At 42.2% G+C, this 26,288-nt stretch carries 25 protein-coding genes; 10 read left to right on the top strand and 15 right to left on the bottom strand.

Annotation, left to right across the window (positions count from 1 at the left end; translation table 11 throughout):
* Window positions 1-128 precede the first annotated feature (128 nt).
* Window positions 129-1,001 carry an acyl-CoA thioesterase gene (locus tag PTT44_RS13925; RefSeq protein ID WP_010327600.1) on the bottom strand — a complete coding sequence of 291 codons (873 nt, stop codon included), beginning with the start codon at window positions 999-1,001 and terminating at the stop codon, window positions 129-131.
* A gap of 291 nt (window positions 1,002-1,292) precedes the next feature.
* On the opposite strand from PTT44_RS13925, the gene plsB reads away from it, so the two are divergent.
* Entirely contained in the window at window positions 1,293-3,866 is a 2,574-nt protein-coding gene (plsB, locus tag PTT44_RS13930) for a glycerol-3-phosphate 1-O-acyltransferase PlsB (protein ID WP_005401290.1), read from the top strand.
* A gap of 92 nt (window positions 3,867-3,958) precedes the next feature.
* Here plsB and PTT44_RS13935 read toward each other — a convergent pair whose 3' ends face one another.
* Window positions 3,959-4,657: a hypothetical protein gene (locus PTT44_RS13935; RefSeq protein WP_168158617.1), complete on the bottom strand. Its 699-nt coding sequence runs from the start codon at window positions 4,655-4,657 to the stop codon at window positions 3,959-3,961.
* Between the two features lie 82 nt (window positions 4,658-4,739).
* Here PTT44_RS13935 and PTT44_RS13940 point away from each other — a divergent pair, with 82 nt between their 5' ends.
* Genes PTT44_RS13940 through PTT44_RS13955 form a run of 4 tightly spaced genes read left to right on the top strand, consistent with a single transcriptional unit; the run spans window position 4,740 to window position 7,039 of the window.
* Entirely contained in the window at window positions 4,740-5,054 is a 315-nt protein-coding gene (locus PTT44_RS13940; protein ID WP_252726120.1) for a hypothetical protein, read from the top strand.
* Window positions 5,051-5,440, top strand: a complete 390-nt coding sequence (locus PTT44_RS13945; RefSeq protein WP_252726121.1) for a hypothetical protein — start codon at window positions 5,051-5,053, stop codon at window positions 5,438-5,440. The genes PTT44_RS13940 and PTT44_RS13945 overlap by 4 nt, the downstream gene beginning before the upstream one ends.
* A 30-nt stretch (window positions 5,441-5,470) precedes the next feature.
* Window positions 5,471-6,247 (top strand): hypothetical protein, encoded by a 777-nt coding sequence (locus PTT44_RS13950; protein ID WP_168158618.1) that lies wholly within the window; start codon window positions 5,471-5,473, stop codon window positions 6,245-6,247.
* Between the two features lie 6 nt (window positions 6,248-6,253).
* Entirely contained in the window at window positions 6,254-7,039 is a 786-nt protein-coding gene (locus PTT44_RS13955) for a tetratricopeptide repeat protein (protein WP_273795673.1), read from the top strand.
* On the opposite strand, the gene PTT44_RS13960 is transcribed toward PTT44_RS13955, so the two are convergent.
* Entirely contained in the window at window positions 7,025-7,549 is a 525-nt protein-coding gene (locus PTT44_RS13960; RefSeq protein ID WP_168158620.1) for a hypothetical protein, read from the bottom strand. The genes PTT44_RS13955 and PTT44_RS13960 overlap by 15 nt on opposite strands.
* Window positions 7,550-7,777: 228 nt before the next feature.
* Window positions 7,778-8,593, bottom strand: a complete 816-nt coding sequence (locus PTT44_RS13965; RefSeq protein ID WP_168158621.1) for an NAD-dependent epimerase/dehydratase family protein — start codon at window positions 8,591-8,593, stop codon at window positions 7,778-7,780.
* Window positions 8,594-8,626: 33 nt separating this feature from the next.
* On the opposite strand from PTT44_RS13965, the gene recG reads away from it, so the two are divergent.
* Window positions 8,627-10,672: an ATP-dependent DNA helicase RecG gene (recG, locus tag PTT44_RS13970; RefSeq protein ID WP_168158622.1), complete on the top strand. Its 2,046-nt coding sequence runs from the start codon at window positions 8,627-8,629 to the stop codon at window positions 10,670-10,672.
* Window positions 10,659-11,306 (top strand): ComF family protein, encoded by a 648-nt coding sequence (locus PTT44_RS13975; protein WP_168158623.1) that lies wholly within the window; start codon window positions 10,659-10,661, stop codon window positions 11,304-11,306. The genes recG and PTT44_RS13975 overlap by 14 nt, the downstream gene beginning before the upstream one ends.
* Here PTT44_RS13975 and PTT44_RS13980 read toward each other — a convergent pair whose 3' ends face one another.
* Together PTT44_RS13980 and PTT44_RS13985 are read right to left on the bottom strand one after the other, a co-directional pair.
* On the bottom strand, window positions 11,307-11,711 hold the full coding sequence (locus tag PTT44_RS13980) for an NUDIX hydrolase (RefSeq protein WP_010327611.1): 405 nt from the start codon (window positions 11,709-11,711) through the stop codon (window positions 11,307-11,309).
* Entirely contained in the window at window positions 11,708-12,307 is a 600-nt protein-coding gene (locus PTT44_RS13985) for a TIGR00730 family Rossman fold protein (RefSeq protein WP_168158624.1), read from the bottom strand. The genes PTT44_RS13980 and PTT44_RS13985 overlap by 4 nt, the downstream gene beginning before the upstream one ends.
* Before the next feature lie 152 nt (window positions 12,308-12,459).
* On the opposite strand from PTT44_RS13985, the gene PTT44_RS13990 reads away from it, so the two are divergent.
* The gene (locus PTT44_RS13990; RefSeq protein ID WP_004691361.1) at window positions 12,460-13,473 is read left to right on the top strand and encodes a CorA family divalent cation transporter; all 1,014 of its coding nucleotides are present in this window, start codon (window positions 12,460-12,462) and stop codon (window positions 13,471-13,473) included.
* Between the two features lie 81 nt (window positions 13,474-13,554).
* On the opposite strand, the gene PTT44_RS13995 is transcribed toward PTT44_RS13990, so the two are convergent.
* The 8 genes from PTT44_RS13995 to dxs form a co-directional block, all read right to left on the bottom strand.
* Window positions 13,555-13,842: an STAS domain-containing protein gene (locus tag PTT44_RS13995; protein WP_004691363.1), complete on the bottom strand. Its 288-nt coding sequence runs from the start codon at window positions 13,840-13,842 to the stop codon at window positions 13,555-13,557.
* Window positions 13,843-13,853: 11 nt separating this feature from the next.
* Entirely contained in the window at window positions 13,854-14,489 is a 636-nt protein-coding gene (locus PTT44_RS14000; protein WP_004691364.1) for an MlaC/ttg2D family ABC transporter substrate-binding protein, read from the bottom strand.
* Between the two features lie 20 nt (window positions 14,490-14,509).
* Complete coding sequence (gene mlaD, locus PTT44_RS14005) at window positions 14,510-15,184, bottom strand: outer membrane lipid asymmetry maintenance protein MlaD (protein ID WP_087011667.1); 675 nt, start codon at window positions 15,182-15,184, stop codon at window positions 14,510-14,512.
* The gene (gene mlaE, locus PTT44_RS14010) at window positions 15,184-15,963 is read right to left on the bottom strand and encodes a lipid asymmetry maintenance ABC transporter permease subunit MlaE (RefSeq protein WP_004691368.1); all 780 of its coding nucleotides are present in this window, start codon (window positions 15,961-15,963) and stop codon (window positions 15,184-15,186) included. The genes mlaD and mlaE overlap by 1 nt, the downstream gene beginning before the upstream one ends.
* On the bottom strand, window positions 15,960-16,778 hold the full coding sequence (locus tag PTT44_RS14015; RefSeq protein WP_004691369.1) for an ABC transporter ATP-binding protein: 819 nt from the start codon (window positions 16,776-16,778) through the stop codon (window positions 15,960-15,962). The genes mlaE and PTT44_RS14015 overlap by 4 nt, the downstream gene beginning before the upstream one ends.
* 402 nt (window positions 16,779-17,180) lie before the next feature.
* The gene (locus PTT44_RS14020) at window positions 17,181-19,094 is read right to left on the bottom strand and encodes a DEAD/DEAH box helicase (RefSeq protein WP_168158625.1); all 1,914 of its coding nucleotides are present in this window, start codon (window positions 19,092-19,094) and stop codon (window positions 17,181-17,183) included.
* A 751-nt stretch (window positions 19,095-19,845) separates the two neighbouring features.
* Window positions 19,846-20,676 (bottom strand): inositol monophosphatase family protein, encoded by an 831-nt coding sequence (locus tag PTT44_RS14025; protein WP_004691373.1) that lies wholly within the window; start codon window positions 20,674-20,676, stop codon window positions 19,846-19,848.
* Between the two features lie 116 nt (window positions 20,677-20,792).
* Window positions 20,793-22,694, bottom strand: coding sequence for a 1-deoxy-D-xylulose-5-phosphate synthase (dxs, locus tag PTT44_RS14030; RefSeq protein WP_168158626.1), 1,902 nt, complete (start codon window positions 22,692-22,694; stop codon window positions 20,793-20,795).
* Between the two features lie 305 nt (window positions 22,695-22,999).
* On the opposite strand from dxs, the gene ribA reads away from it, so the two are divergent.
* Window positions 23,000-23,602 (top strand): GTP cyclohydrolase II, encoded by a 603-nt coding sequence (gene ribA / locus PTT44_RS14035; protein ID WP_159151594.1) that lies wholly within the window; start codon window positions 23,000-23,002, stop codon window positions 23,600-23,602.
* Window positions 23,603-23,662: 60 nt separating this feature from the next.
* Here ribA and hemN read toward each other — a convergent pair whose 3' ends face one another.
* Window positions 23,663-25,027, bottom strand: coding sequence for an oxygen-independent coproporphyrinogen III oxidase (gene hemN / locus PTT44_RS14040; protein WP_168158786.1), 1,365 nt, complete (start codon window positions 25,025-25,027; stop codon window positions 23,663-23,665).
* 267 nt (window positions 25,028-25,294) lie between these two features.
* Between hemN and hemF the strand changes: the two genes are divergently transcribed.
* Window positions 25,295-26,236: an oxygen-dependent coproporphyrinogen oxidase gene (hemF, locus tag PTT44_RS14045; RefSeq protein ID WP_273795674.1), complete on the top strand. Its 942-nt coding sequence runs from the start codon at window positions 25,295-25,297 to the stop codon at window positions 26,234-26,236.
* Window positions 26,237-26,288: the final 52 nt, after the last annotated feature.

A 26,288-nucleotide genomic window follows, 5' to 3' on the forward strand; every position in this document is an offset into this window, starting at 1 on the left:
TCTCCCAAAAATATGAGACCATTACAATTGAAGCTCAACTCCTAGCTCTGCTCTGACCACCTTTCAGTCATAAAGTCGGTCATAAAAAAAGCTGAGTGATATCACTCAGCTTTTTCTGTACTTAGGCTTTATTGGGCTTCGATTTCACGGAGCCGAATCAAACCTTCTTGAGTGGTACTACACACCAACTCACCGTTTTGCCACATTCGTCCAAAGTTTAAACCACGTGAACTGGCACTGACTGTGGCGTCCATGTCATACAGCATCCAGTCATCCACGCGAAAGGGTTTATGGAAATACATAGCATGATCGATACTCGCACACTGCAAACTTGGCGAAAGATAACTTAAACCATGTGGGCGCAGTGCCGTGGTCATTAAAGTGAAATCTGAATAGAATGCAGCAATCGCCTGATGCAATGAAATTTCATCCACTTCTGCTGCAATGCGGTCATGCGTGCGAATGTAGTGCGCATATACGGGTGCTTCAGGCTGCGGTTGGTACGGGTTCTGTGGATTGATGGGACGAATTTCCACATGACGATCGCGCATGAAACTTGCACGCACATTTTCAGGCACAAATTCCACCATCATTTTTTTCAGTTCAGCCTCAGACTTTAAAGACTCTGGTGCTGGATACTCAGGCTCACCGATTTGGTAATTCAGCCCTTCTTCATTGTCAGCAAAAGACACCATGCACATAAAGATGGTTTTACCGTGCTGAATAGCGCGCACTTGGCGACTGACAAAACTACGACCATCACGAATTCGATCAACTTCATAGATAATCGGTGCGTTCACATCGCCACCAAATAAAAAGTATGCATGTAAAGAATGAGCTGGACGATCCGTCGTATATGACGCCGCACGTAGGGCCTGACCTAAGACTTGTCCGCCAAAAACACGCTTCCCAACCAAATTACGGCTTTGTCCACGAAAGATATTTTCCTCAATTTTTTCGAGGCTCAGTAATTCAACCAACTCTTGGGTTAAGGCATTCATAAGCAACCTACTTAATGGTGAGAGACCAGATTTTTCTGTAAAGTGATGAGGCATGATATCGATATTAAAATCTATTTTGCCATAAATTCAGACTAAAACCCTATAGATTGCTTGACTGAGTTGTCATAAGTTTTTTTCGTTATTTCCGACTAAAAATACGATTTTTAACGATAAAATTCACCATATAAAACAAATTTGTCAGGAAATGACATACGGTTTATGTTTACAATTACGCAAAATAAATACCCCTTCAGACAAACTGCGGGATTGGTCATTTAAGCAGGAGTGTATATGTCCAAAAGTGGCTTTGGTCAAATGTATAGAAAGCTTTCAAGTAAGCTTCTTGACCTCATAGTAACCCCACATGTATTGGGTGAGGTTCCAACAGAACCGACAGCAACAGATGCTGACCCAGCAGCTTCAGGCCATCCCAAAAAAATTGTCTGTTATGTGCTTCAAAATCACTCACGCAGTAATGCGTTGTTGGTGGATGGTGAAACACGTCGTTTAAAGCTTGCTCCTGCACTCGACCCTTTGGTCGTGGGGACACATCAAGAAAAAGCATCGATCGTGTTTTTACAGCATAGCGATGAAAATAATTTACTTAACCCTTCACCACACACCTTTCCACCGCGCCTGTTACGTCTCGTTGAAGCTTTAGAGCAACAACCCGATTTAGACGTGGAGCTGGTGCCTGTGACGGTACTGTGGGGACGTTCACCAGACAAAGAAGACTCTTGGTTTAAATTGTTATTTACCGATACTTGGGCGACACCTAGTACGGTGAAGCAGCTGATGAATATTGGTTTGCATGGTCGTCAGTCATTTTTAGAGTTTCATGAAAGTCAGTCTTTACGTGCTTTGGTTGACTTTGCAAAAACCACCTATCCGAATTTATCCCCTGCGACTTATATTCTAAACACTCTAAATAATCAGCTCGATGCACACCGTGAAGCGGTACTCGGTCCCGATCTTTCGGACCGCCGCAACGTGATGCATTCATTGATTAAAGCCAGTGATGTACAAGATGCGATTCGCCGTGAAAGTATCCGCGGCAAAATTAGCATGTTGGATGCTGAACGTCGTGCCATTGGTTATGTCAATGAAATCGTGTCTGACTACTCGCATTCGACCATCCGTTTTGCAGAAATGGCACTGGCACGTTTATGGACGCAGCTCTACGACGGGGTTGAAGTGCATAACTTCAATACGGTTCGTGAGTTGGCTAAAGACTACGAAATTGTGTATACCCCATGTCACCGCAGCCATATCGACTATTTACTGCTGTCTTATGTGGTGTATAACCGTGGTTTGATGGTGCCTTATATTGCTGCGGGCGATAACCTGAATATGCCATTTGTTGGGCAAATTTTACGTGGTGGCGGTGCATTCTTTATTCGCCGCACCTTCCGTGGTAATGCACTTTACACTTCGGTCTTTAAAGAATACCTATACAGCATTTTGTCGCGTAACACGCCTTTAGAATACTTCATCGAAGGTGGTCGTTCACGTACAGGTCGTCTGCTACCTCCGAAGACAGGTATGTTAGCCATGACGGTGCACAGTCACTTGCGTGGTCGTGCCAAACCGATAGTCTTTGTTCCGACCTATATTGGCTATGAACGCTTGATGGAAGGTGCAACCTACGTCGGCGAGATGAACGGTAAACCCAAAGAAGCCGAGTCTGTCTTTGGGATTCTGCAAACTTTACGCAAAATTGAACGTATTTTCGGGAAAGTCCATCTCAACTTTGGTGAGCCCGTTTTCCTCGATGACATGCTGAAAAAGCATGGCGCTGAGAATGTACAAATTGCTAAAAATGATGATCCAATTCCGCAAGAAGTCTCTGATGCAGTCAACAGTTCAGCACATGCAATTTTAGAAAATATTAACCGTGCGGCTGTGGTGAATCCTGTTTCATTACTGTCTTTGGTTCTATTGGCCACTGAGAAACATACGCTGGATGAAGAAATTTGTATTAAACAGCTCGATACCTATCGTAAGTTGTTGACGACACTTCCTTATGACGAGCGCCTTTTGGTCACACCATTATCAGGTAAAGAAATCATTGCCTATGGTTTAAAGCTGAAACTAATCAAACGCGTCAATCACGTACTCGGTGACATTATTGCAATTGCGGACAATCAAGCGGTACTGCTGACCTACTTCCGTAATAATATTTTGCATGCCTTTGTCTTGCCATCTCTTGTTGCCGCTTTAGTTGAACACAATGGAACCATTGGCCGTGGTGATTTAATCAATGTAATTCGCACGCTATATCCATTCTTAAAAGCTGAATTGTTCTTAAAATGGGAAGATGCTGAGCTCAAAGATCAAATCTGTGCCTATGTAGATGGTTTGATTCAAGCCAAACTGATTTCTGAAGATGCCGAAGGCCACTTGATTTCTCCTGCTCCAAACAGTGAAGATCATAACCAATTGGTGGTATTGGCTGCGCCAGTCATGCAGAGTCTTGAGCGTTACTACATGACGCTTGCGCTAATTACACAGCGCGGTTCTGGGAACATTTCAGCGCGTCAGGTGGAAGAGCTGAGTCATTTGGTCGGTCAGCGTCTTTCTGTCCTATATGAGTTCAACTCACCTGAATTCTTTGATAAAGCCCTGTTCCAAAGCTTTATTAAAGTACTAACGCAACAGGGGTATATCAGCACCAACTCGGACAACGCGATTGTGTTTGATGAGAACTTTCAAAACGTTGCTCAATATGCCAACTTGGTACTAGATGATGTCACGCTACAAATGTTGCAACACATCACCACTTTCAGCGATGAAGAACTGAAAGACACGCTAGACAAAGTCGCTGCTGAACAAGCGAAGAAGCGTTTGAAACGTAAGAAGAAGTAATTTCTTTTTAAAAGCATAGGTATCTACAAAAGGTAGGTGCTTGTGCTGTAAATGAAAAAAATTAAAATCTATTTCGTATAAGCGCCATTAGGTTAAATAGACTCAAAATTAGAAGAAATTTCTTTAAATTCTAGGGTTGAATTTTGAGTATTTGGTACATGACCAATAATGTATTCACTCTTCGCTTGAAAAAAGAAATCAAAGCTCTGACTCATCAGTAAATCTTGCTGGCTTTGCTTTTGGTAAATCGGAGCTAGATGGTTGATATAGTAATTAATCCATTCTGTTTGATTAGAAAATGCTGCATAGTCCTTTAAATAAGTATAAAGGTTCTGGAGATCTGTGGAAATCAATTCAATATTGGGGTCAAACATCCATACCGTGATATTCATCGGTTTAATAGCTGTGAATGTATAAGCTTGTGTGTTATCAAAACGCTCTATCTTATAAAGTTGGGCTCCATTTTCACTATAGCTGCTACAAAGGATTTTAGTATTCTCGACCTGAAAGTAGCCTGTACCTATTTCTAGCTCTCTTATTTGCCTTGATATATCCAACCATTGAGGCAGTGTATTAATGTCTGCATGAGTGAGTTTCTTAAATAATTCAATGGATCGGCTAATCACATAGCTTTCCCCTGTACCTGTAATAATACCGTTATCCCATGAGTAAATTTTTTGACTATTTTTATTATTAAATTGAATTTCCCCTGTTTCTTTTAAAGCGATTTTTTTATTGTCTGCTGTGACAATAATGCTATCATTTAACTGTATGGCTACGATGAAAGTCATATTTTCTTCTAAGATATTGAATTAAAAAATTTTATAAATCTAAATTTGATTAGGTTTTACGATTGATAAAAATAGGTAAGCTATGGCTGGTGGTTCTCAGATTATCATTAATAAAGATGGGATTAAAATTATAACTCCTGCAAGGTTTGAAGCGAAATCAGGGCAATACCTTTTTAAGAGTGGAGCAAAAATAAATTATTCCTTACCTGATCTACCAGAGGTTTCTCCTTTGTATAGTAACAAGGTAGATGTTTACAATATCTTTGCTAATGAATCCTTCAAAAATGTCGAAAATTTAAATTATTCAGTCTTATATGATAATGGTGAGTTTAAAAAGGGCTCTTTAGATAAATATGGTAGAACAAACAGAATAAAATCAAGCGAGAAAAGAATGTGAAAGTTCTTATTGGAGGCGATGAGTGGCATTATTATATCCGTCGCCTAGGTGGATCAGTAGAAGATATAACATATATAAAATTTATAGATTTCATTGGGGAGCCTATTCCTAATTTAGAATTTTGTTTACACGATGAAAATAATAAATTGATTGTAAAATGTCAAACAAATCAAGATGGTGAGGCTGCTTTTCAGTGCGTAAATGATGGTTTACCTTTACTATTAATTAAGAAAATAATAGGTAATGAATATAAGCCTATTATACGAATAGATACAAACATAGTAAGAGAAATTCTTTTTATAAGCCCTAAAATTTTAAAAGATGTAGAGCTACTCCCAGAGAGTGATAAAGAGGGTGATTATTTAAGAAGTAATTACTCAGAATAAGTTCAGATAAGCAAACATAAGGGTATTTATATGGCTGATAATGAACAAAAAACGAATAAAAATGGTAGACCAGTACTAGTTTTTCGTAAAGAACATTTAGAACAGGCATCTCAGTATGGTCAAACAGCTTCTGATTGGTTAGGGTATGTTAAAGATACTGGTGATGTATTTAAAGCAGAAAATTTTAATTTTAAATGGGGAATAATTCATTCAAAGAATGCCCCTATGTTAAGTAGAGAACGCTTTAAAAAAGTTACTGAGATAAAAATGTATTCAAGAAACTCTGAAACTGGTCGGATATTTACAGGTAATCCGCATACGAAAGTATTTAATACTAAAAAAGTTTTAAACAATGTTGATAAAGTAGGTTCAACTTTAGGTAACTTAGGGGATGGAGGGGAAATTCTCTTAGCTGTCACTGAAAGAGATTCCAAAGCATTAGCGACAAAGACATCAACATTAGTCTTATCTAAGGTAGGCGAAGCGTCTGGAGAAAGAGCAGCCGTACATATAGCTGGTAAATGTACAAAAATTGCAGCTAAAAGATTAGATCCTAAAAAAATTGCAATAGCTGGTGTTGCATGTTCGATCGCTGCAGGGACTGTATTGAAATATGGAAATAAAGAACTAGGCAATAAATTAGGTGAAAAGGTTGGAGAGAGTAATGTAGCTATTCAGGTATCACAGGGATTACTTAATGGTCTTGATGCTGTAAACAAAATGGAGGATCAAGCAGAAGAGAGACGAAAACAAAAAGCGATAAATAATGATCCTATGTTAGAATGGCAGATAGAGGCATCAGATTAGATTCGTATGTATAAATTATTTTTTATCATTATTTTTAATATCATATGTTTACCTAGTTGTACAAAGGTCAATCCAGTAGACAATACTACTGAAAATGTACAAGTAGAATCTTTATATAGTGAAGGCGAAAAGCACTTTTTAGGTCGAGATGTTCCTCAAGACTATAAAAAAGCATTTTTTTATTTTGAAAAAGCTGCTACGGCAGGATCTGCTGCAGCTCAAAATGATTTAGCAGCCATGTTAACTAAGGGAATAGGCACAGATAAGAATCCTGAGAAAGCATTGTTTTGGCTTAATAAAGCTGCGGAACAAAATTTTCCCGAAGCTCAATATAATTTAGGGTTAATATATGACTCAGGGAATTACGTTACTAAAGATAGAAAAAAAGCCTTAGAATTTTATCAGTTAGCAGCTAAGTCTGGATTAAGTAAAGCTCAATATAATTTAGCTAATGCCTACTTATCAGGCAATGGTATTGATAAAGATCCTAAGAAAGCGATAGAACTCTATAAGCAAGCTGCAGAGCAAAATTTACCAGAGGCTCAATATAATTTAGCTAATGCTTATCGTGATGGTGTAGTTGTTCAGAAAAATGAAGAAAAGGCTCTAGAACTTTATCTTAAAGCAGCAGAACAAAACCTACCTGAAGCTCAGAATAATGCAGCATATATATATGCAAATACTTATAATGATTTAGAAAAAGCAAAATTTTGGTTTATTAAATCATATGAAAATGGCAATGCGGCAGCAGGTGAAGCTTTAAAAGAGTTGAATGAACTATCTTCTAATTAAATCATAGAATAACGCACATGAAACAACTATAACTAGAGTAATAATTACTCCTTGTATTTCAAATAGTATAGATAAAAATGAAGATGTACCAATTTTAAATAAATCATTTGAAATTAGTATTTTACTATTACTTATATTTGCATATAATGGATAATTATTCTTATTGTATTCATTCCATAGCACTTCATTTTTTTCTTTAAGTTTTTCACAGTTGTCTAAAAGATTGATTCTATATACTCCAAAAAGTTTTTCGTTTTCTTCAATATATTTCCTTTTATCAAAAGAGTATTCATACTTGATGTATCGGTAAGCAGCTCTATCGATGCCCCTCCTCCAAGGTTCACTTGAACAATAAGTATATGTTTCTATAATCTTAAAATTATTAACTTTAACCCAATTACTATGAGTCATTAAAAAAAATTTATTTTTTAATAGTGGCGATGATGTTATAAAAATAATAAGTATCAATGTCGATAAAATAAACATTAGATAAAATTTGTAATTTCTCATCTTTTTCCTATCATCAATTTTTTGAATTTTGAGTAGCACATAATTTAGGGGTTTATCAATACTTTTAAAATCAAAATAATACACCCCATACGAATTATTAAAATTTTCACATAAACATCAATGTCTTATATGCAGTTCAGCTAACTAGAACGGATTTATTATGATTCTTCACGCTCCGTAGTCATTTTTCTGCTACGTTTCACATTTTTTATGAGTGAAAATAAAAAATTATTTTGACTCACGCTCTGCTAACAACGCCAAATAATCATCAAAGCAATGTGGATGCTGTAATTCAAAATTCATCTGTTGCATACGTGAAGCATAAATTTGCTTGCCTGATGGCACATCACTTTCCAAAATAAAAACTGGCAGTCCTAACTGCTGTTGAAACCATTGAATAATTTGATGTAAAGGCAGTGGCTGGCTATTGCTGCAAATGTAAGACTTTTCAGTATGTTCCACGTGAAGCAAGTGCGCTAGAAAAGCAGCCAAATCCTCAATATGAATTCGGTTCGACCAATGCAGTTTTGGGTAAGTTTTTGTGGTTTCCGCAAGTTTAATCATCCGACTAACCAAGGTTCCATAAATGCCTGTTGGACGAACAATCACACATTCAGATGGATAAGCCTGTTGCCACAAAGTTTCCATGTTCAATAGCACTCGCCCTTGCGCATCGCTCGGTTGGGGACACGTGTCATCATCAACCCGCTCACCTGCACTTTCACCATAAACACGTGTAGAAGAAACCACGATCACTTTTTTTAAAGGATGACTTTTTAAGGCATGTAGCATGGGTGCAATCGAGTCTACAAAAGTTCGCTGATACGCCTCCACCGTACTGCTCTCAGGCGAGAGTAAGATATATACGGCATCAATCGGTGCGACTTGAGACAAATCCAACTGATGAATATCTTGAGTCAAATGCTCAGCCCAATCATCTGATTTCGGACTTCGGCTAATTGTGGTAATTTGGTGGCCTTGCTGAAATAACTGTTTAGCAACACGCTGAGATGTTTTACCATAACCTATAAATAAAATATGCATTTAGCACCAAATCACAGACAAAGTTGAGGGGACATGGCTGCAGTCCATCAGTTGCAGGGGGTCGGAGCTGCCTCTGCTGTACTACTTGAAAAGTTGAATCTCTTCACTACAGATGATCTGCTGTTTCATCTGCCACGAGACTATGAAGATCGTAGCACGATCATCCCGATGAACCAATTGATGGTTGGACGTAGCTACCTACTCGAAGGAACGATTCAAGGCGTGGACTTTCCGCCGGGTAAGCGTAAATCGATGGCGATTGGACTGCAAGATGACTTTGGCAAAGTGACTTTGCGCTTTTACCATATTTATAAAGGCTTAACGGACCGCGCAAAGATCGGTAATCGTCTACGTATTTTTGGTGAAGTCCGTGTGGGTGCGCGTGGCTTGGAAATGTATCATCCTGAAATTCAAATCATTACAGAACATACCCCGCTTCCACAAACCCAACTGACTGCGATTTACCCCAGCACAGAGGGTCTGACTCAACCTAAGTTTCGTGAATACATCAAACAGGCTTTAGCCAAGCACAGTGATGATTTACCTGAACTGCTGCCCGCAAAATTTACCAATGGCTATGCACTTAAACAGGCGTTGGATTACATCCATCATCCTCCTGTAGATGCCAATATGCTGCAACTGAGCCAAGGCTCACACCCTGCCCAGCAACGTTTGATTTTTGAAGAGTTGGTTGCGCATCAAGTCAGTCTATTAAGCCGTCGTGCCTATATCCAACAAATTGAAGCGCCGCGTATTTCTGCCAGTCGTCAGTTTGCCAAACAACTGCTCAGCAGCTTGCCTTTTGAAATGACCAATGCACAAAAGCGCGTCTCCAAAGAAATTGTACAAGACTTAAAACTCAATAAACCGATGTTACGTTTGGTTCAAGGAGATGTCGGCGCAGGCAAAACCTTGGTCGCAGGAGTCGCAGCCTGCCATGCCTTAGAGGAAGGTTGGCAAGTGGCGTTAATGGCACCGACTGAAATTTTGGCGGAACAACATTATCTCAATTTTAAAAAATGGTTTGAACCTTTGGGACTCAGTGTATCTTGGCTTTCAGGTAAACAAAAAGGCAAAGCACGTGCCACAGCCGAACAAGCGATTGTCGATGGCACAGCACATCTGGTGGTAGGTACACACGCCCTGTTTCAAGACAATGTCCGCTTTGCCAAACTTGGATTAGTAATTATTGATGAGCAGCACCGCTTCGGGGTCGATCAGCGCTTAGCCCTACGCAATAAAGGCGCGCAGAATATGACCCCACATCAATTGGTGATGACCGCAACCCCTATTCCACGAACTTTAGCCATGTCTGCCTATGGAGACTTGGACACGTCTGTGATCGATGAACTTCCCCCCGGACGAACCCCGATTCAAACCGTGACCATTCCACTCGACCGCCGTGAAGAAGTCCTACAGCGTATTGCCAGCAACTGCCTAGAAGGCAAACAAGCTTACTGGGTCTGCACCTTAGTTGAAGAGTCTGAAACCTTAGATGCTCAAGCTGCTGAAGCGACCTATTTAGAAATTAAAGAACGTTTCCCCGAACTCAACATTGGCCTCGTACATGGCAAAATGAAAGCCGATGAAAAGCAAGCAGTGATGCAACAGTTTAAAGCCAATGAATTACAACTCTTGATTGCGACCACAGTGATTGAAGTGGGAGTCGATGTACCGAATGCCTCGATCATGGTGATTGAGAATGCGGAACGTTTAGGACTCTCTCAATTGCACCAATTACGTGGCCGTGTTGGTCGAGGCGCCAAGGCTAGCTTTTGCGCCCTATTATATAAAAGCCCACTGTCTCAAAATGGGCAAGAACGCTTACGCATCATGCGTGAAACCAATGATGGCTTTTTAATTGCCGAAAAAGATTTGGAAATCCGCGGTCCCGGTGAGTTGCTCGGTACCAAACAAACGGGTGATATGGGCTTTCGTGTAGCCAAACTGGAACGCGATGATCATTTGCTCAATCAAGCACATTTTGTCGCAGCGCAGATTTTAAAGGACTATCCTAAAAATGCTGAAGCCTTACTGAAACGCTGGCTACCTGAAGCACCACGCTATGCCTATGTTTAGTCATTTACGGCACACCGCCAAACAGTTGCTACACAAAGCACAACCTTGTCAGTTGTGTGGCATTGTACGCGCAGATCTGCATTCGGTCTGTCTGGACTGCTGGCAACAACTCCCACTGCATCCACAGACCGTTGAAAAACAAGAACTGAGTATTCATGTCGCAGGACAGTATCAATATCCTTTAGATCACCTTATTCAGCAGTTCAAATATGAACAACAACTGCATTGGCAGCCTCTACTGTCAGGCATTCTTCAGCAAATTCGCTTACCTAAAGTACAAGCAATTGTTCCTATGCCGATTTCGACTCAGCGTTTAGCAGAACGTGGCTATAACCAATCAATGATCCTCGCCAAAGACTTAGCCAAGCAGTTCAATGTTCCCATTTGGCAGCCTGTGATACGACTGCATCAACATTCGCAAAAAGGACTCAGTCGACTGGAACGCTTAGATCAAATTCATCAACAGTTTAAAATCGATACACAGCAACGTCAGTACGCAAAACTCTATCGGCGTGTTTTGATTTTGGATGATGTCGTGACCACAGGCAGCTCGATTCAGGCACTGACTTTACAGCTTGAACAATTGGGTTGTCATAAAGTCAGCGCCGCGTGTATTGCCTATGCACTTGAATAATTAGACTACGTCAATCATCAAATGTTCACGTACCCATGGCATGACCACCTCAGTGGTTAGCGGTGCAAGTGCAGTCTGCTGGTCATTCAAACTGACCCACTTCATTTCTGCAATTTCAGCCGCAATTTGTGGCGCTTGCTGAAGCTGAACATGGTAAACATAGCTCACCAATTTAAAATCAGGTTCATTGGCGGTGGCTGTTTCAAAACGACCAACAAACTGTTCAATCGTCGCATCACTTCCAATTTCCTCCCGAATCTCACGCAGCATGGTTTGCTCAGGTGCTTCATTGGGCTCAAGCTTACCGCCAACTTGCATAAAACATGCGGTGTTCTGCTTACGCACCAACAAAAGCTGCTGCTGTTCATTCACAATAATAGCCGCAGCGACCGTAATCACCTTCATGCTTTGACATCCAACAACTCAGGATCAACCATACCCCACTTCGGTTCAGGTGCTTGGAACTGATCCATCTGCTTTAAAATGGCTTTCACCGAATCCGATACAATCAGACTGTCGGTAAAGCGTGCATGGGTAAAGCCTTTGTCGGTGGTCATTTTCAGAAATTTAAGTAAATCATCATAAAAGCCATTTACATTTAAAAAGGCATTCGGCTTGAGATGAATACCGAGTTGCGCCCACGTCCATTGTTCAAAGATTTCTTCTAAAGTCCCTGCGCCGCCTGGCATTGCAATAAATCCATCCGACAAGGCTGACATTTTCAGTTTACGCTCTTGCATGTCTTTGACGACATGTAACTCGGTCAGACCTTGATGTGCCAACTCACGATCCACCAGCACGTGTGGAATCACGCCAATCACTTGACCACCTGCCTCTAAAGCACTGTCCGCCACAATACCCATTAAGCCCGAACGACCACCACCATAGACCAAGGTTTTGCCTTGTTCTGCAATGGCGTGTCCAACCTGACGTGCTGTTTCAGAAAAGATTGGATCTGAACCTAATGCGGAACCACAAAAGATCGCAATTGAATTTGTCATTTTTTACTCTGATATTTAATTGTCATGCAACTTCACTAAAATGAATGGATATTTTTTAGCAATTTAACCATTCGATCAGTGTTTTTATTGCAATCCTTGTCTAAAATACACCCATCCACTTCAACCATTACTGCGCAAAGGAGAAAGACGGCATGCTTGAAGCCTTTTACGCCACAGAGCGCGGTAGCTTAGAAGACATCACCATTAATGGCGATTTCGATCTTCAGCCCGATTTGGTCTGGCTTGACCTCATTGCTCCCTCCCAAGAAGAACAACAGTGGATTTTAGATGCATATGAACAAAATTTACCTACGCTAAAATCACTCGAAGACATTTCATCTTCAGCTCGATTCTACCGTGATGACGACGGTATTTTGCATATCAGTACGTATTTTTTAACGAAAAATAAAAACTATCAAGTCGATGGTGAGCCTGAAGAAAGCAGCGGTGCCCTTGCCACGGTACAAACTGTCGCTTTCATTTTACATAAAGAACGTCTCTTTACCCTTCGCGGGGAAAAACTGGTGGCGTTCCGTGCCTTTCGTGCGCGTGCGCGCCGTAATGACTACGAAATCGACTATAAAGATCCAACGTGGATCTTACTCGGTTTGCTCGAGGCGAAGCTGGACGAGCTTGCGGATATCTTAGAAGATATCCACAAGGACTTGGAAAAGTATTCCACAGAAGTGCTGAATAACCGTCACCGTGAGATGATTCTCGACTTAGATGACATGATTACCCGTCTAGCCCACTTGGAAGATATGCTTGGAAAAGCACAGCTGTGTTTGATTGACTTACGTCGTGTACTGACCTTTCTATCACGCCCGCGTGCTTTAGGCAGTCATATTTATGATGCAGACATTCGAGAGCTCAGTGAAGACGTTCGCTCACTGGTTGAGCACGATGCCTTCTTGTTCCAAAAAGTGCGATTCTTACTGGATACCACCTCAGGCTTCATTAACACCGAGCAGAATGACACGATTCGTCGCTTCTCTATCTTACCCAGTATGCTTGCTCCACCAATGCTGATTGCCAGTATTTACGGCATGAACACCGATGTATTGCCTTTTGCCAAAGGCGGCACCAGTTTTATTGTGGTGAGCCTAATCTTAATGGCCTTCCTGATTGGCCCGCTCATTTACTTCCGCTGGAAAAAATGGATTTGAGTACAGCTTAAAACATTGCTTTTCCTCATATATTTAAGAAAAGCAACATATAAAAAAAGCACCTTAGGGTGCTTTTTTTATTTAAGGGATTAACTTTAAATCATCCTGTAAATGACAGGCTTGAATCACTTTCATCATTTTCTCAGGTACAGCTTTAAAATGTAAACTATGTGCATCGGGTGTTTGACGCAACCAACGCACCAAAACCGCCAGTGCCAATGTACTACCATGCTCAAGCTGGGCCAGATTCACCACCACAGGATAAGACTGTGACTGAATCACCTTCAGACCTTGTTGATAGTAGCTTTCAGCATTGTCATATGTAATCTGACCTGAAAGCTGCATTTCCTGATTGCTAAAGTTAATCACCTTTCACCTACTTATTTTTTCTTTTCAACCGCTGCTTCTGCATCAGGTTGGAAGTTTGCAATCGCTTTATCTAGGTCGCCGCCATTACGTTTAACCGTTGCCGCGAACTGATTACGGAACTGTAAACCAAGGTCGATACCCGACACATTGATATTACGGATTTTCCATTGGTTGCCTTTATCCGCCAACTGGAAAGACACTGGGATTTTTTCGCCTTTGTTATTAAAGTCGATCGTCACCACAGGGTTTTTGCTATTGGTTTCTTTATACGGACGGATGGTATATGTCTGATTGCTGAACTTCGCAAATGCAGTACCGTAATTTTCAATCAGTGTTTCACGGAAATTGTTTTCAAACTTCGCGCGTTGTGCAGCAGTACTGTATTGATTGGTTGCATAAGTCCCCATCACAATACGAGAAAACGCTTGTGAATCCACATACGGGTCTAAGTTTTGACGAACAATCGTTTTCACAGCAGCTGGGTTGTTTTGTAGCTTGGCATGGTCCGCTTTTAAACGCGCAATCAAGCCATCTGCCACTTTTTTAACAAAAGCAGGTGGTGCTTCACTTGGTGCTGCAAAAGCAGTACCTGCAAACATTGTAGTTAAAATGCTAGCTGTCAGTGTTTGTTTCAATAAAGTATTCACTACAATTGGTCCTCTTCAAATCATTCAACAAATGACACGTTGGCATCTGCTGTTTCAGTGGTTTCAGGTTGCTCAGTTGTTGCTGAAGCATCTTTCGATTTACCTGCACCACCCGTAATAAATTTAGTAATTAAGTCTTCTAGGTCCATTGTGCCTTGGGTATTACCAATGCTTTCACCACGTTTCACGTAGTTCAAACCGCCCCCTGGAACAATTTTCAAGTACTTCTCACCTAGCAGACCATTGGTTGCCACCATAATATAAGCATCTTCATCAATGCTGGTGATGGACTTCATGTTCGCAATAAGTTGCTTTTCCATTTCTTTTTGTTGCGCAGCATCCGCAGCGGTATAGTCGCTACTGTAACGAAGCTCTTCAAGTGCATTCTTTTCAACTTCTTTAAGTTGTGCTGCATTAAAAGTCGTTAATTTACCATCTAAAGAAAAAGAAACGGTCGCTAAACGTGTCACAGGGTCTAAGCTTATTTGATCGACTTGACCAATTTTTACCCCACTCATCGTCACTTTCGCACGTGGTTTTAAACCATTTACGTTATCGAAGGTTGCACTCATTTCATAGCGATCACTGAGATTCGATCCCACCAAGCCACTCACACGCATCGCGATAAAAAACAAAGCAATACCGAATAAAATGACAAATATGCCGACTGCCAGCTCACTTGCACGTGATTTCATTAAACACCTCCAAACATGACCGCAGTCAACACAAAATCAAAACCTAAAACACAGAGCGATGAATACACCACAGTGCGTGTGGTTGATGTCGCAATACCTTCAGATGTCGGTTCACAGGCATAGCCTTGATACACCGCAATCCATGTACAAATTAAAGCAAAAACAAAACTTTTAATGATGGTGCCATTCAGGACATCTTTATAGAACTCTACGCTACTTTGAATGCCACTCCAGTAAGAGCCTTCATCTGCACCCAAGAAGTCTACACCCACCATTTTACCGCCCATAATCCCCACCGCAGCGAAGATGACAGACAACATCGGCAAACTAAAAATACCGGCCCAAAGTCGCGGTGAAATTACACGTTTAAGTGGATCAACACCGATCATTTCCATACTGGACAGCTGTTCTGTGGCTTTCATTAAGCCAATCTCAGCCGTCAATGCAGAGCCCGCACGACCTGCAAACAGCAATGCTGCAACCACAGGTGCTAACTCACGAAGTAAGGTCAAAGCAACCGCTGTACCTAGCATCGCTTCACTACCAAAGGTCACCAAGATGCTATACATCTGTAACCCGAGTACCGCACCAATAAATAGCCCTGACACCACAATAATGAGCAGTGATAACACTCCAACACGGTACATTTGATAAACAAATAACCGAACACCTAAAGCAGTGGGCATCGAAAATAAAATTTGTAATAACATCAGGCTAGCAACACCAATGCCGCGAACCCGTTCAATCACGCGTCGACCCAAGAGTGCTATCGCATTCATGCTTGCACCTCAGTATTTAGATATGCCTTATGGCTAAATTGATAATCGACAGGCCCTTCAACTGCACCTGTTAAAAACTGTTTAACAAACGGAGAGGCATTCGCCTGTAACTGTTCAGGCGTGCCTTCACCTTGCACCTTACCTTCAGCAACAACATAGATATAGTCTGCGATCGATAAGGTTTCAGCCACGTCATGTGAGACAATAATTGTTGTTAAATCAAGAGCTTCTCGCAATGATCGAATCAGACGTGTCAGTACACCTTTCACAATTGGATCTTGTCCTGCAAATGGCTCATCGTACATGATCAGCTCAGGATCGAGTGCAATTGCACGTGCCAAAGCCACACGACGGTTCATCCCGCCTGAGAGCTCAGAAGGCATCATCTGTTCTGCACCACGTAAGCCGACAGACTCTAGTTTTAAAGATATAATTTCTGACAGTAAATGCTCAGGCAGCTTGGTATGTGCTCTTATCGGAAAGGCCACATTTTCATACACCGACATATCGGTAAACAATGCGCCACTTTGAAAAAGCATTCCCATACGCGCACGCGCAGCGAATAACTCTTTGCGTGACATTTTCGCAATATTTTGCCCATCAAAAAGCACTTCACCTTGGTCGGGAGTCAATTGACCGCCAATTAAACGTAGTAAAGTGGTTTTACCTGTACCCGATGGTCCCATAATGCCCGTAATTTGACCCTGTCGAATTTTTAAATTGACCTGATCATAAATGACACGTTCCCCTCGCTTAAAGCTCAGGTCTTTGACCTCAATGAGGGCTTGAGCAGTCAGAGGCGCTTGATTATTCATAGCTGTGCGTTTTCCTGCATTTTTTCAGCATGCATACTATAAAGGATTAAAAAACGATATGTTAGCGTATTCCGTGTCTAATTTTGTGCACGAATTGATTTCAGTTGGTTGTATTTATATTTATTTGAACTGCGAAAACAAGCTACATAAGATGAATTGCTTCATCCATAACGACTATAGACAAAGAAAAGAATGTTGCAAATCAGCAAAAAGAGTCCGAGATAATGTGCCATATTGACCTCTTTCATGTCAGAGAGTGTGGCGATTGATTCAACCCCATTATTGTGCATCATTATTATCAATACAATTAAAATATGACTCAGTATACATTTTAATTTATTTTTTTACAGCCTCAGACAAAAAAAAACCAGTGTTTCCACTGGTTTTTTTATTCATTCAGACTTAGTCGTTAAACTTACGACGTGGGCGGTCAAAACCACCTTCAGCACGTGGACGATCTGAATTAAATTCACGCTTCGGACGGTCTTCGCCACCAAAAGTACGCTTAGGACGGTCTTCACCACCGAAAGTACGTTTTGGACGGTCATCACCAAAAGAACGTTGTGGACGGTCGCCAAAACCACTTTCACGACGTGGCGCTGGACGATCACCAAAATCACGTTTTGGACGGTCACCAAAAGAACCTTCACGACGTGGTTTGTAATCTACACGGTTACCGCGGTTGTCATCATTCGAGTCAAAACGTGGCTTATCGTTGAAACCGCCTTCGCGACGTGGACGATCAGAGTTGAATTCACGCTTTGGACGATCATCAAAAGAACGTTGCGGACGATCACCGAAACCGCCTTCACGACGTGGCGCTGGACGATCACCAAAATCACGTTTTGGACGGTCATCAAAAGAACGTTGCGGACGATCACCGAAACCGCCTTCACGACGTGGACGATCATTATTAAACTCACGACGTGGACGATCTTCACCACCAAATGATGGACGATCACCACGAGGTTTGTCATCGTAGCTACGACGTGGACGGTCATCACCACCTTCACGACGTTTAAAGTTAGACTCACCTTCGAAACGAGCACGACCGCCGCCATCGCGACCACCGAAACCACCGCGACCACGACCGCCGCCATCACGACCACGACCACGACCGCCGCCATCACGACTACCGCGTGCAGGAGGTGGAGATGGCTCAAGGCCTTCAATTTCAGATACATTCAAACGCGCATCTAAGAAATCTTCTAAAGCACGGATTTTACCGCGTTCACGGTAAGTTGCTAAAGTGATTGCTTTACCAGTACGACCCGCACGACCTGTACGACCAATACGGTGTACATAGTCTTCGTTCTTCATTGGAAGACCGAAGTTGATTACGTGTGAAATGGTTGGTACGTCAAGACCACGTGCAGCAACGTCGGTTGCAACTAAAATTTTTGCACGACCTTCACGGATGCTACGTAAACGACGGTTACGCACAGTTTGTGGCATAGCACCATGAAGTGCTACAACTGATAACCCTGCTTCAGCAAGTTCTTCAGCCAACATATCGGTGTCTTCTTGAGTAGAAGCAAATACAACAGCTTGATCTAAGTCTTCAGCACTTAACCAATGCGTTAGTAATTTTTTCTTGTGCTCAAAGCCATCAGTCCAGTGTAAAGTCTGAGTGATGTCAGTATTCGTAGAGTGACCAGTTTCGATTGCAATACGTTGTGGATCATTCATCATGCGTTCAGCAAGTGTAATGATACGACCAGCAAATGTTGCAGAGAACATTAAAGTCTGTTTACGGTTTGCAGCAAGATCGCTAATTGCTTCTAAGTCTTCAGAGAAACCTAGGTCAAGCATACGGTCTGCCTCGTCAACAATAAGCGCATCAACTTGGTCTAATTTAATTTGACGACGGTTTACAAGGTCAAGTAAACGACCTGGTGTTGCAACAACAACTTGCGCACCTTTTAACTGTTGGATTTGCTTACCAAACGGCATACCACCCATGATCGCTGCAATACGCGCACCTTTCATGTGACGGACAAACCCAATCGCGTCTTGGCTTACTTGCTGCGCCAACTCACGAGTTGGGCAAAGAACCAAGATATTCGGTTGTGTAATTGCTTTCATACGTTCTTTGAACGGAACGAAAGTCTCTTGGGCTGCAAGTGCGTTTAACGTTGGAAGTAAGAACGCTGCAGTTTTACCTGAACCCGTTTGGCTAGATACTAAAAGGTCTTTACCTTCCAAAGCTGCAGGAATCGATTGTTCCTGTACAGGCGTAGGAGAAGTAAAACCTAAGCTTTGTAAAGCTTGTTGTAACGATTCATGTAAAGGAAAATCAGCAAAAGTTTTGCTCATAGAGTATTTCACCCGAAAAATGGGTGCTCCATTAAATATATGGTCTGATGGACATCGGCAAAAAGCGGCACAGCAATAATCGCTGAAAATATAGAATCAGCGGCGATCCGAGAACGACGATGCGTATAACGCACATTTGATTACAGCCGCAACCTGAAGGAATCGCTTAAGCGATTGGGTGGGGCGCGAAATAATGTCCTCTCTTTGGACCGGACGCGCATACACAATGATAGAAGAGAATGTTCAGGTAATGAACGAAATTTAGTGCGTGGGCGGAGTATAGCAGGATATTTTTAAAAGTCACCTCTTTTCGTGAAATTGATACAATATTTTCCTCAAAGATTGAATAAATGCAGGTTTTCACTTTAATTTTTTTGACCATCTAGAAAAATATTGAATAGCATTCTACGTTCTATCCCTCAACTATCAGCCATATGACGCAATTAATTGTACTAGCTCTTGCTCTAATGCTGCCGTGATTTGACATGCTATCTGACCTGTAATGAACATTAGACACAACAAGCTTGAATAGGTATCTATACACTGGTTAATTTTAACCCGCTTTATTTCTGTATAGCGTGATCTTCATTAAGAAGTGATCAGAATCTGGCACAGCCTATGTTATACAATCTAATAGAGATTAAAGCCATAAAGTAAATCCCCACAAAGGCCTTTATTTTTTTCATCCATATCAAAGAAAAGCCCTCTTCTGAGGGCTTTTCCAATGTCTTAAAACACGATCTGCATGCTATTACTTAGCCGCTTCACCCCAAGCAGGGACAACTGCTTTCATCAGAGGTTTCAACATTTTCATAGAACATGCCAGTACTTGGCCATTTTCCATAGATTCGCTACCACCACGTGCATCCACCACTGTACCGCCCGCTTCTTTCACGATTAACTCACCAGCTGCGATATCCCAAGGCTTTAAACCGAGTTCGAAATACGCATCAAAACGACCTGCTGCAACATACGCCAAATCTAATGCTGCTGAACCTGTGCGACGATATTGCGCGCCAGCTTCAGTCACATTTAACAATGAATCAAAATGATTTTTTGCATAAGAAATCACTTCACCATTACGTTTTGCACGGTAAGCATGACCCACAGACATGAATGTATTTTCAAGACTGTCTTTCACATTTACACGAATACGGCGTTGGTTCATCATGGCACCACGACCACGACTTGCAGAGAACAACTCATCTTTCACAGGGTCATAAATCACGCCGTGTTGAGTAATGCCTTTATGTTGAACTGCAATAGAGATACAGAAGTGAGGAACACCGTTAATGAAGTTTAGAGTTCCATCAAGTGGGTCGATGATCCAACACCAATCTGCGTCGTGACCTTTACCTTCTTGAAAACCAAACTCTTCACCAAGGAAGCTGTGATTTTTATAGCTTTTACGTAGGGTATCGATAGCCAATTGTTCCAAATAACGGTCTACACGCGTTACAGGACCATCAATTCCTTTTTCTTCGACTTGTAGATCGAGCTTATGACGATTTTGATGCGCTTTTAAAAGCTCTTGACCGACTAATTGAGCCGCACGCGCAGCCATCACCACCATAGGTTCCATTGAACACCCACTACAATTTGAAGATATTGATAAAGAATAATGCATAAAAGCCCGCGCATCTTATCAAAGATCGGGGCTTTTAGGGAAAAAATGTTTCTAAAATTTAAAAACGGTGCTTAAACCATATGTACAAGTTTCGACCAGGCTTGGCGCACTGAGCTTTCAATGCCTTCTGCATCTAGTCCTGCCTGATGCAACATTTGCGCATGAGTCGCTTGATGCATAAATGTATCCGCTAATCCGAGATTTAACATCGGTTTCACGATTTGAGCTTGTGCCAAATATTCATTAACCGCGCTGCCCGCACCCGCCATCACCGCATGTTCTTCAACCGTAACAAATAAAGCCGTTGATGGCGCTAAAGTCGCTATCACTTTTTCATCAAGCGGTTTAACAAAGCGCATATTCACCACACGAACTGCTAAATCTTGCTCAGCCAATTTCTGTGCTGCCTCTACTGCGGCCTGAACACGACTACCAAAGGCAAGAATGCTAATAACGTCGTCTTGGGCATCATTAAAGCTCGCTACAATTTCAGCCTGACCAATTTCCATCAGGATCATCTCTTGTTGAATTTCAACACCCAAACCATTGCCACGCGGGTAACGCACTGCGGCAGGACCATTGTATAAATAAGCGGTATGCAACATTTGACGACATTCATTTTCGTCTTTTGGCGCCATAATCACCAAATTCGGTACGGTACGCATAAAGGCATAGTCATAGGCCCCAGCATGAGTCGGGCCATCTTCACCCACTAAACCTGCACGGTCGATACCAAAGGTAACATCTAAATTTTGCAGGGCCACATCATGAATCAATTGATCATAGCCGCGTTGCAAGAAGGTCGAGTAAATGGCCACCACAGGTTTTAAGCCTTCACATGCCATACCCGCCGCCAAAGTTACAGCATGCTGTTCTGCAATGGCGACATCAAAAAAGCGCTGTGGATACTGTTTGGCAAAACCGACCATACCTGAGCCTTCGCACATGGCAGGGGTAATCGCCAGTAAACGCTCATCTTGTGCCGCTTCATCACATAACCATTGACCAAAGACATCTGAATATTTGGGCGCTGTTTGTGGCGCAGACTTGGCATTTATTTTTGCAATCGCGTGATATTTGATTTGGTCAGCTTCAGCAGGGGCGAAGCCTTTGCCTTTTTTGGTATAGACATGGATCAAACGTGGACCTTTACGTTTTTTCAATGCGGTAAAGACTTGTGTCAGTTGTTCGACATCGTGCCCATCGAAAGGCCCAAAGTAATCAAAACCAATCGCTTTAAATACGTTGTCAGCCGCATCTGTCGCTGCGCTATGTAAGCGCGAGTTATAGATCCATTCAGGATGTGGCTGCACATAAGCTTCGCCATCCGCTGATATATTAATGGACTGCCCACTTTCCCAAATCGAAGCCAAATGTTTAGCAAAACCACCTGTGCTGCATGAAATCGACATATCGTTGTCATTCAGCACCACCATCAGGTCCGCATCATGCGCGACTGCATCGTTCATAGCTTCAAAGGCCATACCCGCTGTCATCGCCCCATCACCAATGATCGCGACCACTTCACATGGATTGTTTTGATAACGACGTGCCAGCGCCATACCTAGACCTGCTGAAATCGCAGTCGAAGAATGTCCGACTCCAAAGGTATCAAATACCGATTCATCACGCGCAGGAAAGGCAGCTAAACCATCTTTGGCACGAATCGTGGTGAGCTGTTCACGACGCCCAGTCAAAGCTTTATGCGGATAGGCTTGATGACCGACATCCCAAATTAAGCGGTCATTCGGCGTGTTAAAGCAATAATGTAATGCCACGGTGAGCTCGACTACACCGAGGTTTGCACCAAAGTGTCCCCCACTTTGTCCTGCGGCATACAGAATAAATTGACGTAGCTCGTCTGCCACTTGTGCTAATTGACTTTGCTCAAGCGAGCGAAGTTGTTGAGGATGATCAATCGTATCCAACAACGGTGTTACAGGGCGATGAGCTGGTATTTCTGTATACAACATAATATGGCAAAGCCTTCTAAAGCCTGGCAAATCTAGCTAGGTCAAATGGGTAATTCGATCATATCGTCGAATGCTATCACCTTCAATCAGCCATATTTCTAGCGATGCAGTTTTGAGCAGTGCTCTCACTGGGTGTTCGTTTAGTGCAGGTGATTATCCTGAATAATCTTACTATTTATCAACTATTATCGTTCGCTTTATACAAAAAAGAAAATCTTCTGCATAAATTCATGGATGCAATTCTACCAATGTCGATGCATTACGCTATACTTTAGCCAATTTCTGAACTATTTACAGGTTTAGCTGTGCCTATTGAATTTGTTGCTACATCCCGTTTACCGACTGCTTTTGGTGAGTTTAACATCACCGTATTTCAAGATCCTAAGACCGGTGAAGAACATGTTGCACTCTCAAAAGGTTTGGATCAGCCGATCACAGAACCCGTTTTAGTCCGTGTTCATTCCGAATGTCTCACGGGCGATGCCTTTGCTTCCTTGAAGTGTGACTGTGGCCCACAATTGCAAGCCACGCAAAAACTGATCAATGAAGCTGGGCAAGGCGTGATTCTGTATTTGCGCCAAGAAGGTCGTGGCATTGGACTGACCAATAAAATTCGTGCTTATGCGCTACAAGATCAAGGGCATGACACGGTCGATGCCAACCTAATGCTCAACCTCCCTGCCGATGCACGTCGTTATGACATGGTCAGTATTATGTTGGAGCATTTAAATATTCAACAAGTCCGTTTGATTACCAACAATCCATTGAAGATTGCAGCACTGCAAGAGCAAGGGATCAATGTGGTAGATCGTGTGCCTTTGACGGTCGGTTTAAATCCTTTCAATGAAGAGTATTTAAAAACCAAACATGAACGCATGGCACACTTGTACAAGAAAGATGATTTCTAAAATTTGAAAACATACTCTAAGCCTGCTTGAAAAAGGCCGGCTTAGAGCGCTTTAATGACATTAGATGGTCATTGAGAAAATACGACTCTCGGGTCGACGGCGTTTTAAATGTAAATCGAACGCCATACAAATATTGCGCACAAAGGCTTTACCCTGCTCAGTCACTCGTAAACTCTGTGGCCCAATCTCTAATAAACCGTCGTCCCGCATTTCTTCCAGTTGTCCCAAGACCTCAGCCAATTCAGGAAATTGCATATCTGATTCTGCCCACGACGTCTGAAAGCTACACATCAAATTTAAAATGTGACGACGAATCATCAGATCTTCAGCACTTAAAATATGCCCACGATAGACAGGAAGTTCATTGTTTTCGAGTCGCGCATAATAATCTTCGAGTTTCTTTTCATTTTGCGCAAAGCTATACCAGCTGTCGCTGATGGATGAAATACCTAAACCTATCATCACTTGGTTTTTTGATGCGGTGTAGCCCATAAAATTGCGATGCAAAGTGCCTGCCTGAAATGATTGATACATCGCATCATTTTCTAAAGCAAAATGATCCATACCAATTTCATGATAACCCTGTGCCAGTAATTTATTCTTCCCTTCTTCATAGCACTGGCGTTTTACTTCATCTTTCGGCACATCATGGTCTTTAAAACCACGTTGCCCATTGCCTTTGATCCATGGCACATGCGCATAACTATAAAATGCCAGACGATCTGGGCGTAAACGATTGGTTTGATCAATGGTATTGAGCACATCATCTAGGTTTTGAAAAGGCAGACCAAAGACCAAATCATGTGAAATTGAGCTATAGCCTATTTCACGTGCCCACTGCGTCACTTGCTGGACATGTTCAAAAGGCTGTATCCGATGAATGGCTTTTTGTACGGTTTCATTATAATCCTGCACCCCATAACTGACACGGCGAAAACCCAAGTCATACAAGGCTTGCAAATGCTCCCGTGTGGTATTATTCGGATGCCCTTCAAAGCTAAACTCATGCTGCTCGGCAATCTCTGCTTGCGCAAGGATACTTTCAATCAGTTGAGTTAAATGCGCTGGAGAAAAGAAAGTGGGCGTTCCTCCACCCAAATGAATTTCTTTAATGCGGGGTTTTTCTTCAAGCCATTCACAATAAAGAGACCATTCCTTTAAAACCGCCTGAATATAAGGCTGCTCCATCTCATGCTTTTTGGTCACGCGTTTGTGACAGCCACAAAAAGTACAGAGACTTTCACAAAAAGGCAGATGAATATACAAACTTATGCCTTCAGTCGAATTCGATTCAGCAAACGATGTTTTCAGCGTCTGTTTCCATTGCTCTAAAGAAAACTGTGGCTCTTCCCAATACGGCACCGTTGGGTAACTGGTATAACGTGGACCAGGAACATTGTATTTTTGAATCAATGAATCGCGCATATTTACCATCAGCTCTTCCACATTCAGAAAATGCAGCCTATTCTGCATCGCCAAACTCGGGTCTGTACTGTGGTTATTCTGCTGAGCTTAGTATCAGAATTCAACCTAGCGAATTGGTCAGGTTATTTTGCACATAGCAACATTTCATTTTTGAATTGCTTCACAACATCGAATGCTGCGGTAGGACTCTTCGGAAAATATTCTTAATCTTTTTGCTGTTTTATGTTTTGATGTAGGCAGTTTTCATCTTTTCCCATGAGGCTTTTCATGCAGCACCCAACGTCTGCGGATATCCAACGTGTTCGCGAATTTCTCCTCGACTTACAGACTCGTATTTGTGCCGCACTTGAACAACAAGAACGTGCAGGTGGCGGGACTGCGCAGTTTGAAATAGATGATTGGGAGCGTCCTGAAGGCGGTGGTGGTCGTTCACGCGTGCTGCAAAATGGCACAGTGATTGAAAAAGGCGGAGTGATGTTCTCACACATCAACATTTCTAAACTCCCCTCTTCAGCGACTGAGCGCCATCCGCAAATTGCAGGTGCCAAAGCACAGGCTATGGGTGTGTCCTTAGTGATCCATCCGAAAAATCCAAATGTCCCGACTTCACATGCCAATGTGCGCTTATTCGTGGCTGAAAAAGAAGGTCAAGATCCAATTTGGTGGTTTGGAGGGGGTTTCGATCTCACTCCATTTTACCCAAATGATGAAGATGTGCTGTCATGGCATCAGACAGCGCATGACTTATGTGCGCCCTTTGGCGCTGAAGTCTATGCCGAACATAAACAATGGTGTGATGACTACTTCTATTTAAAACACCGTGACGAACAACGTGGTGTCGGTGGATTGTTCTTTGATGATCTCAATCAATGGGACTTTGAAACCTGTTTCCAATATATCCAAGCCGTGGGCAATGGCTACCTAGAAGCTATTCTTCCGATCTTCCAGCGTAACCAAGACAAGCCATTTAGCGAGGCGCAACGCGACTTTCAAATCTATCGTCGTGGTCGTTATGTCGAATATAACTTGGTTTATGACCGCGGTACACTTTTTGGGTTACAAACAGGTGGCCGGATTGAATCGATTTTAGTGAGCTTGCCGAATTTGGCTGGTTGGTCATATCGACCTGAATGGGAGGTCGATTCCGCTGAGAAAAAACTGACCGCCTTTTACCTCAAACCGCAAGATTGGCTCAACCTACTCAAATAGACACACAGGCTTACAATTCTACACCCCCCACGCATGCCCTTTTCACTAGATT

The organism is Acinetobacter sp. Gutcm_16, from assembly GCF_028649355.1.
Lineage (GTDB): Bacteria > Pseudomonadota > Gammaproteobacteria > Pseudomonadales > Moraxellaceae > Acinetobacter > Acinetobacter johnsonii.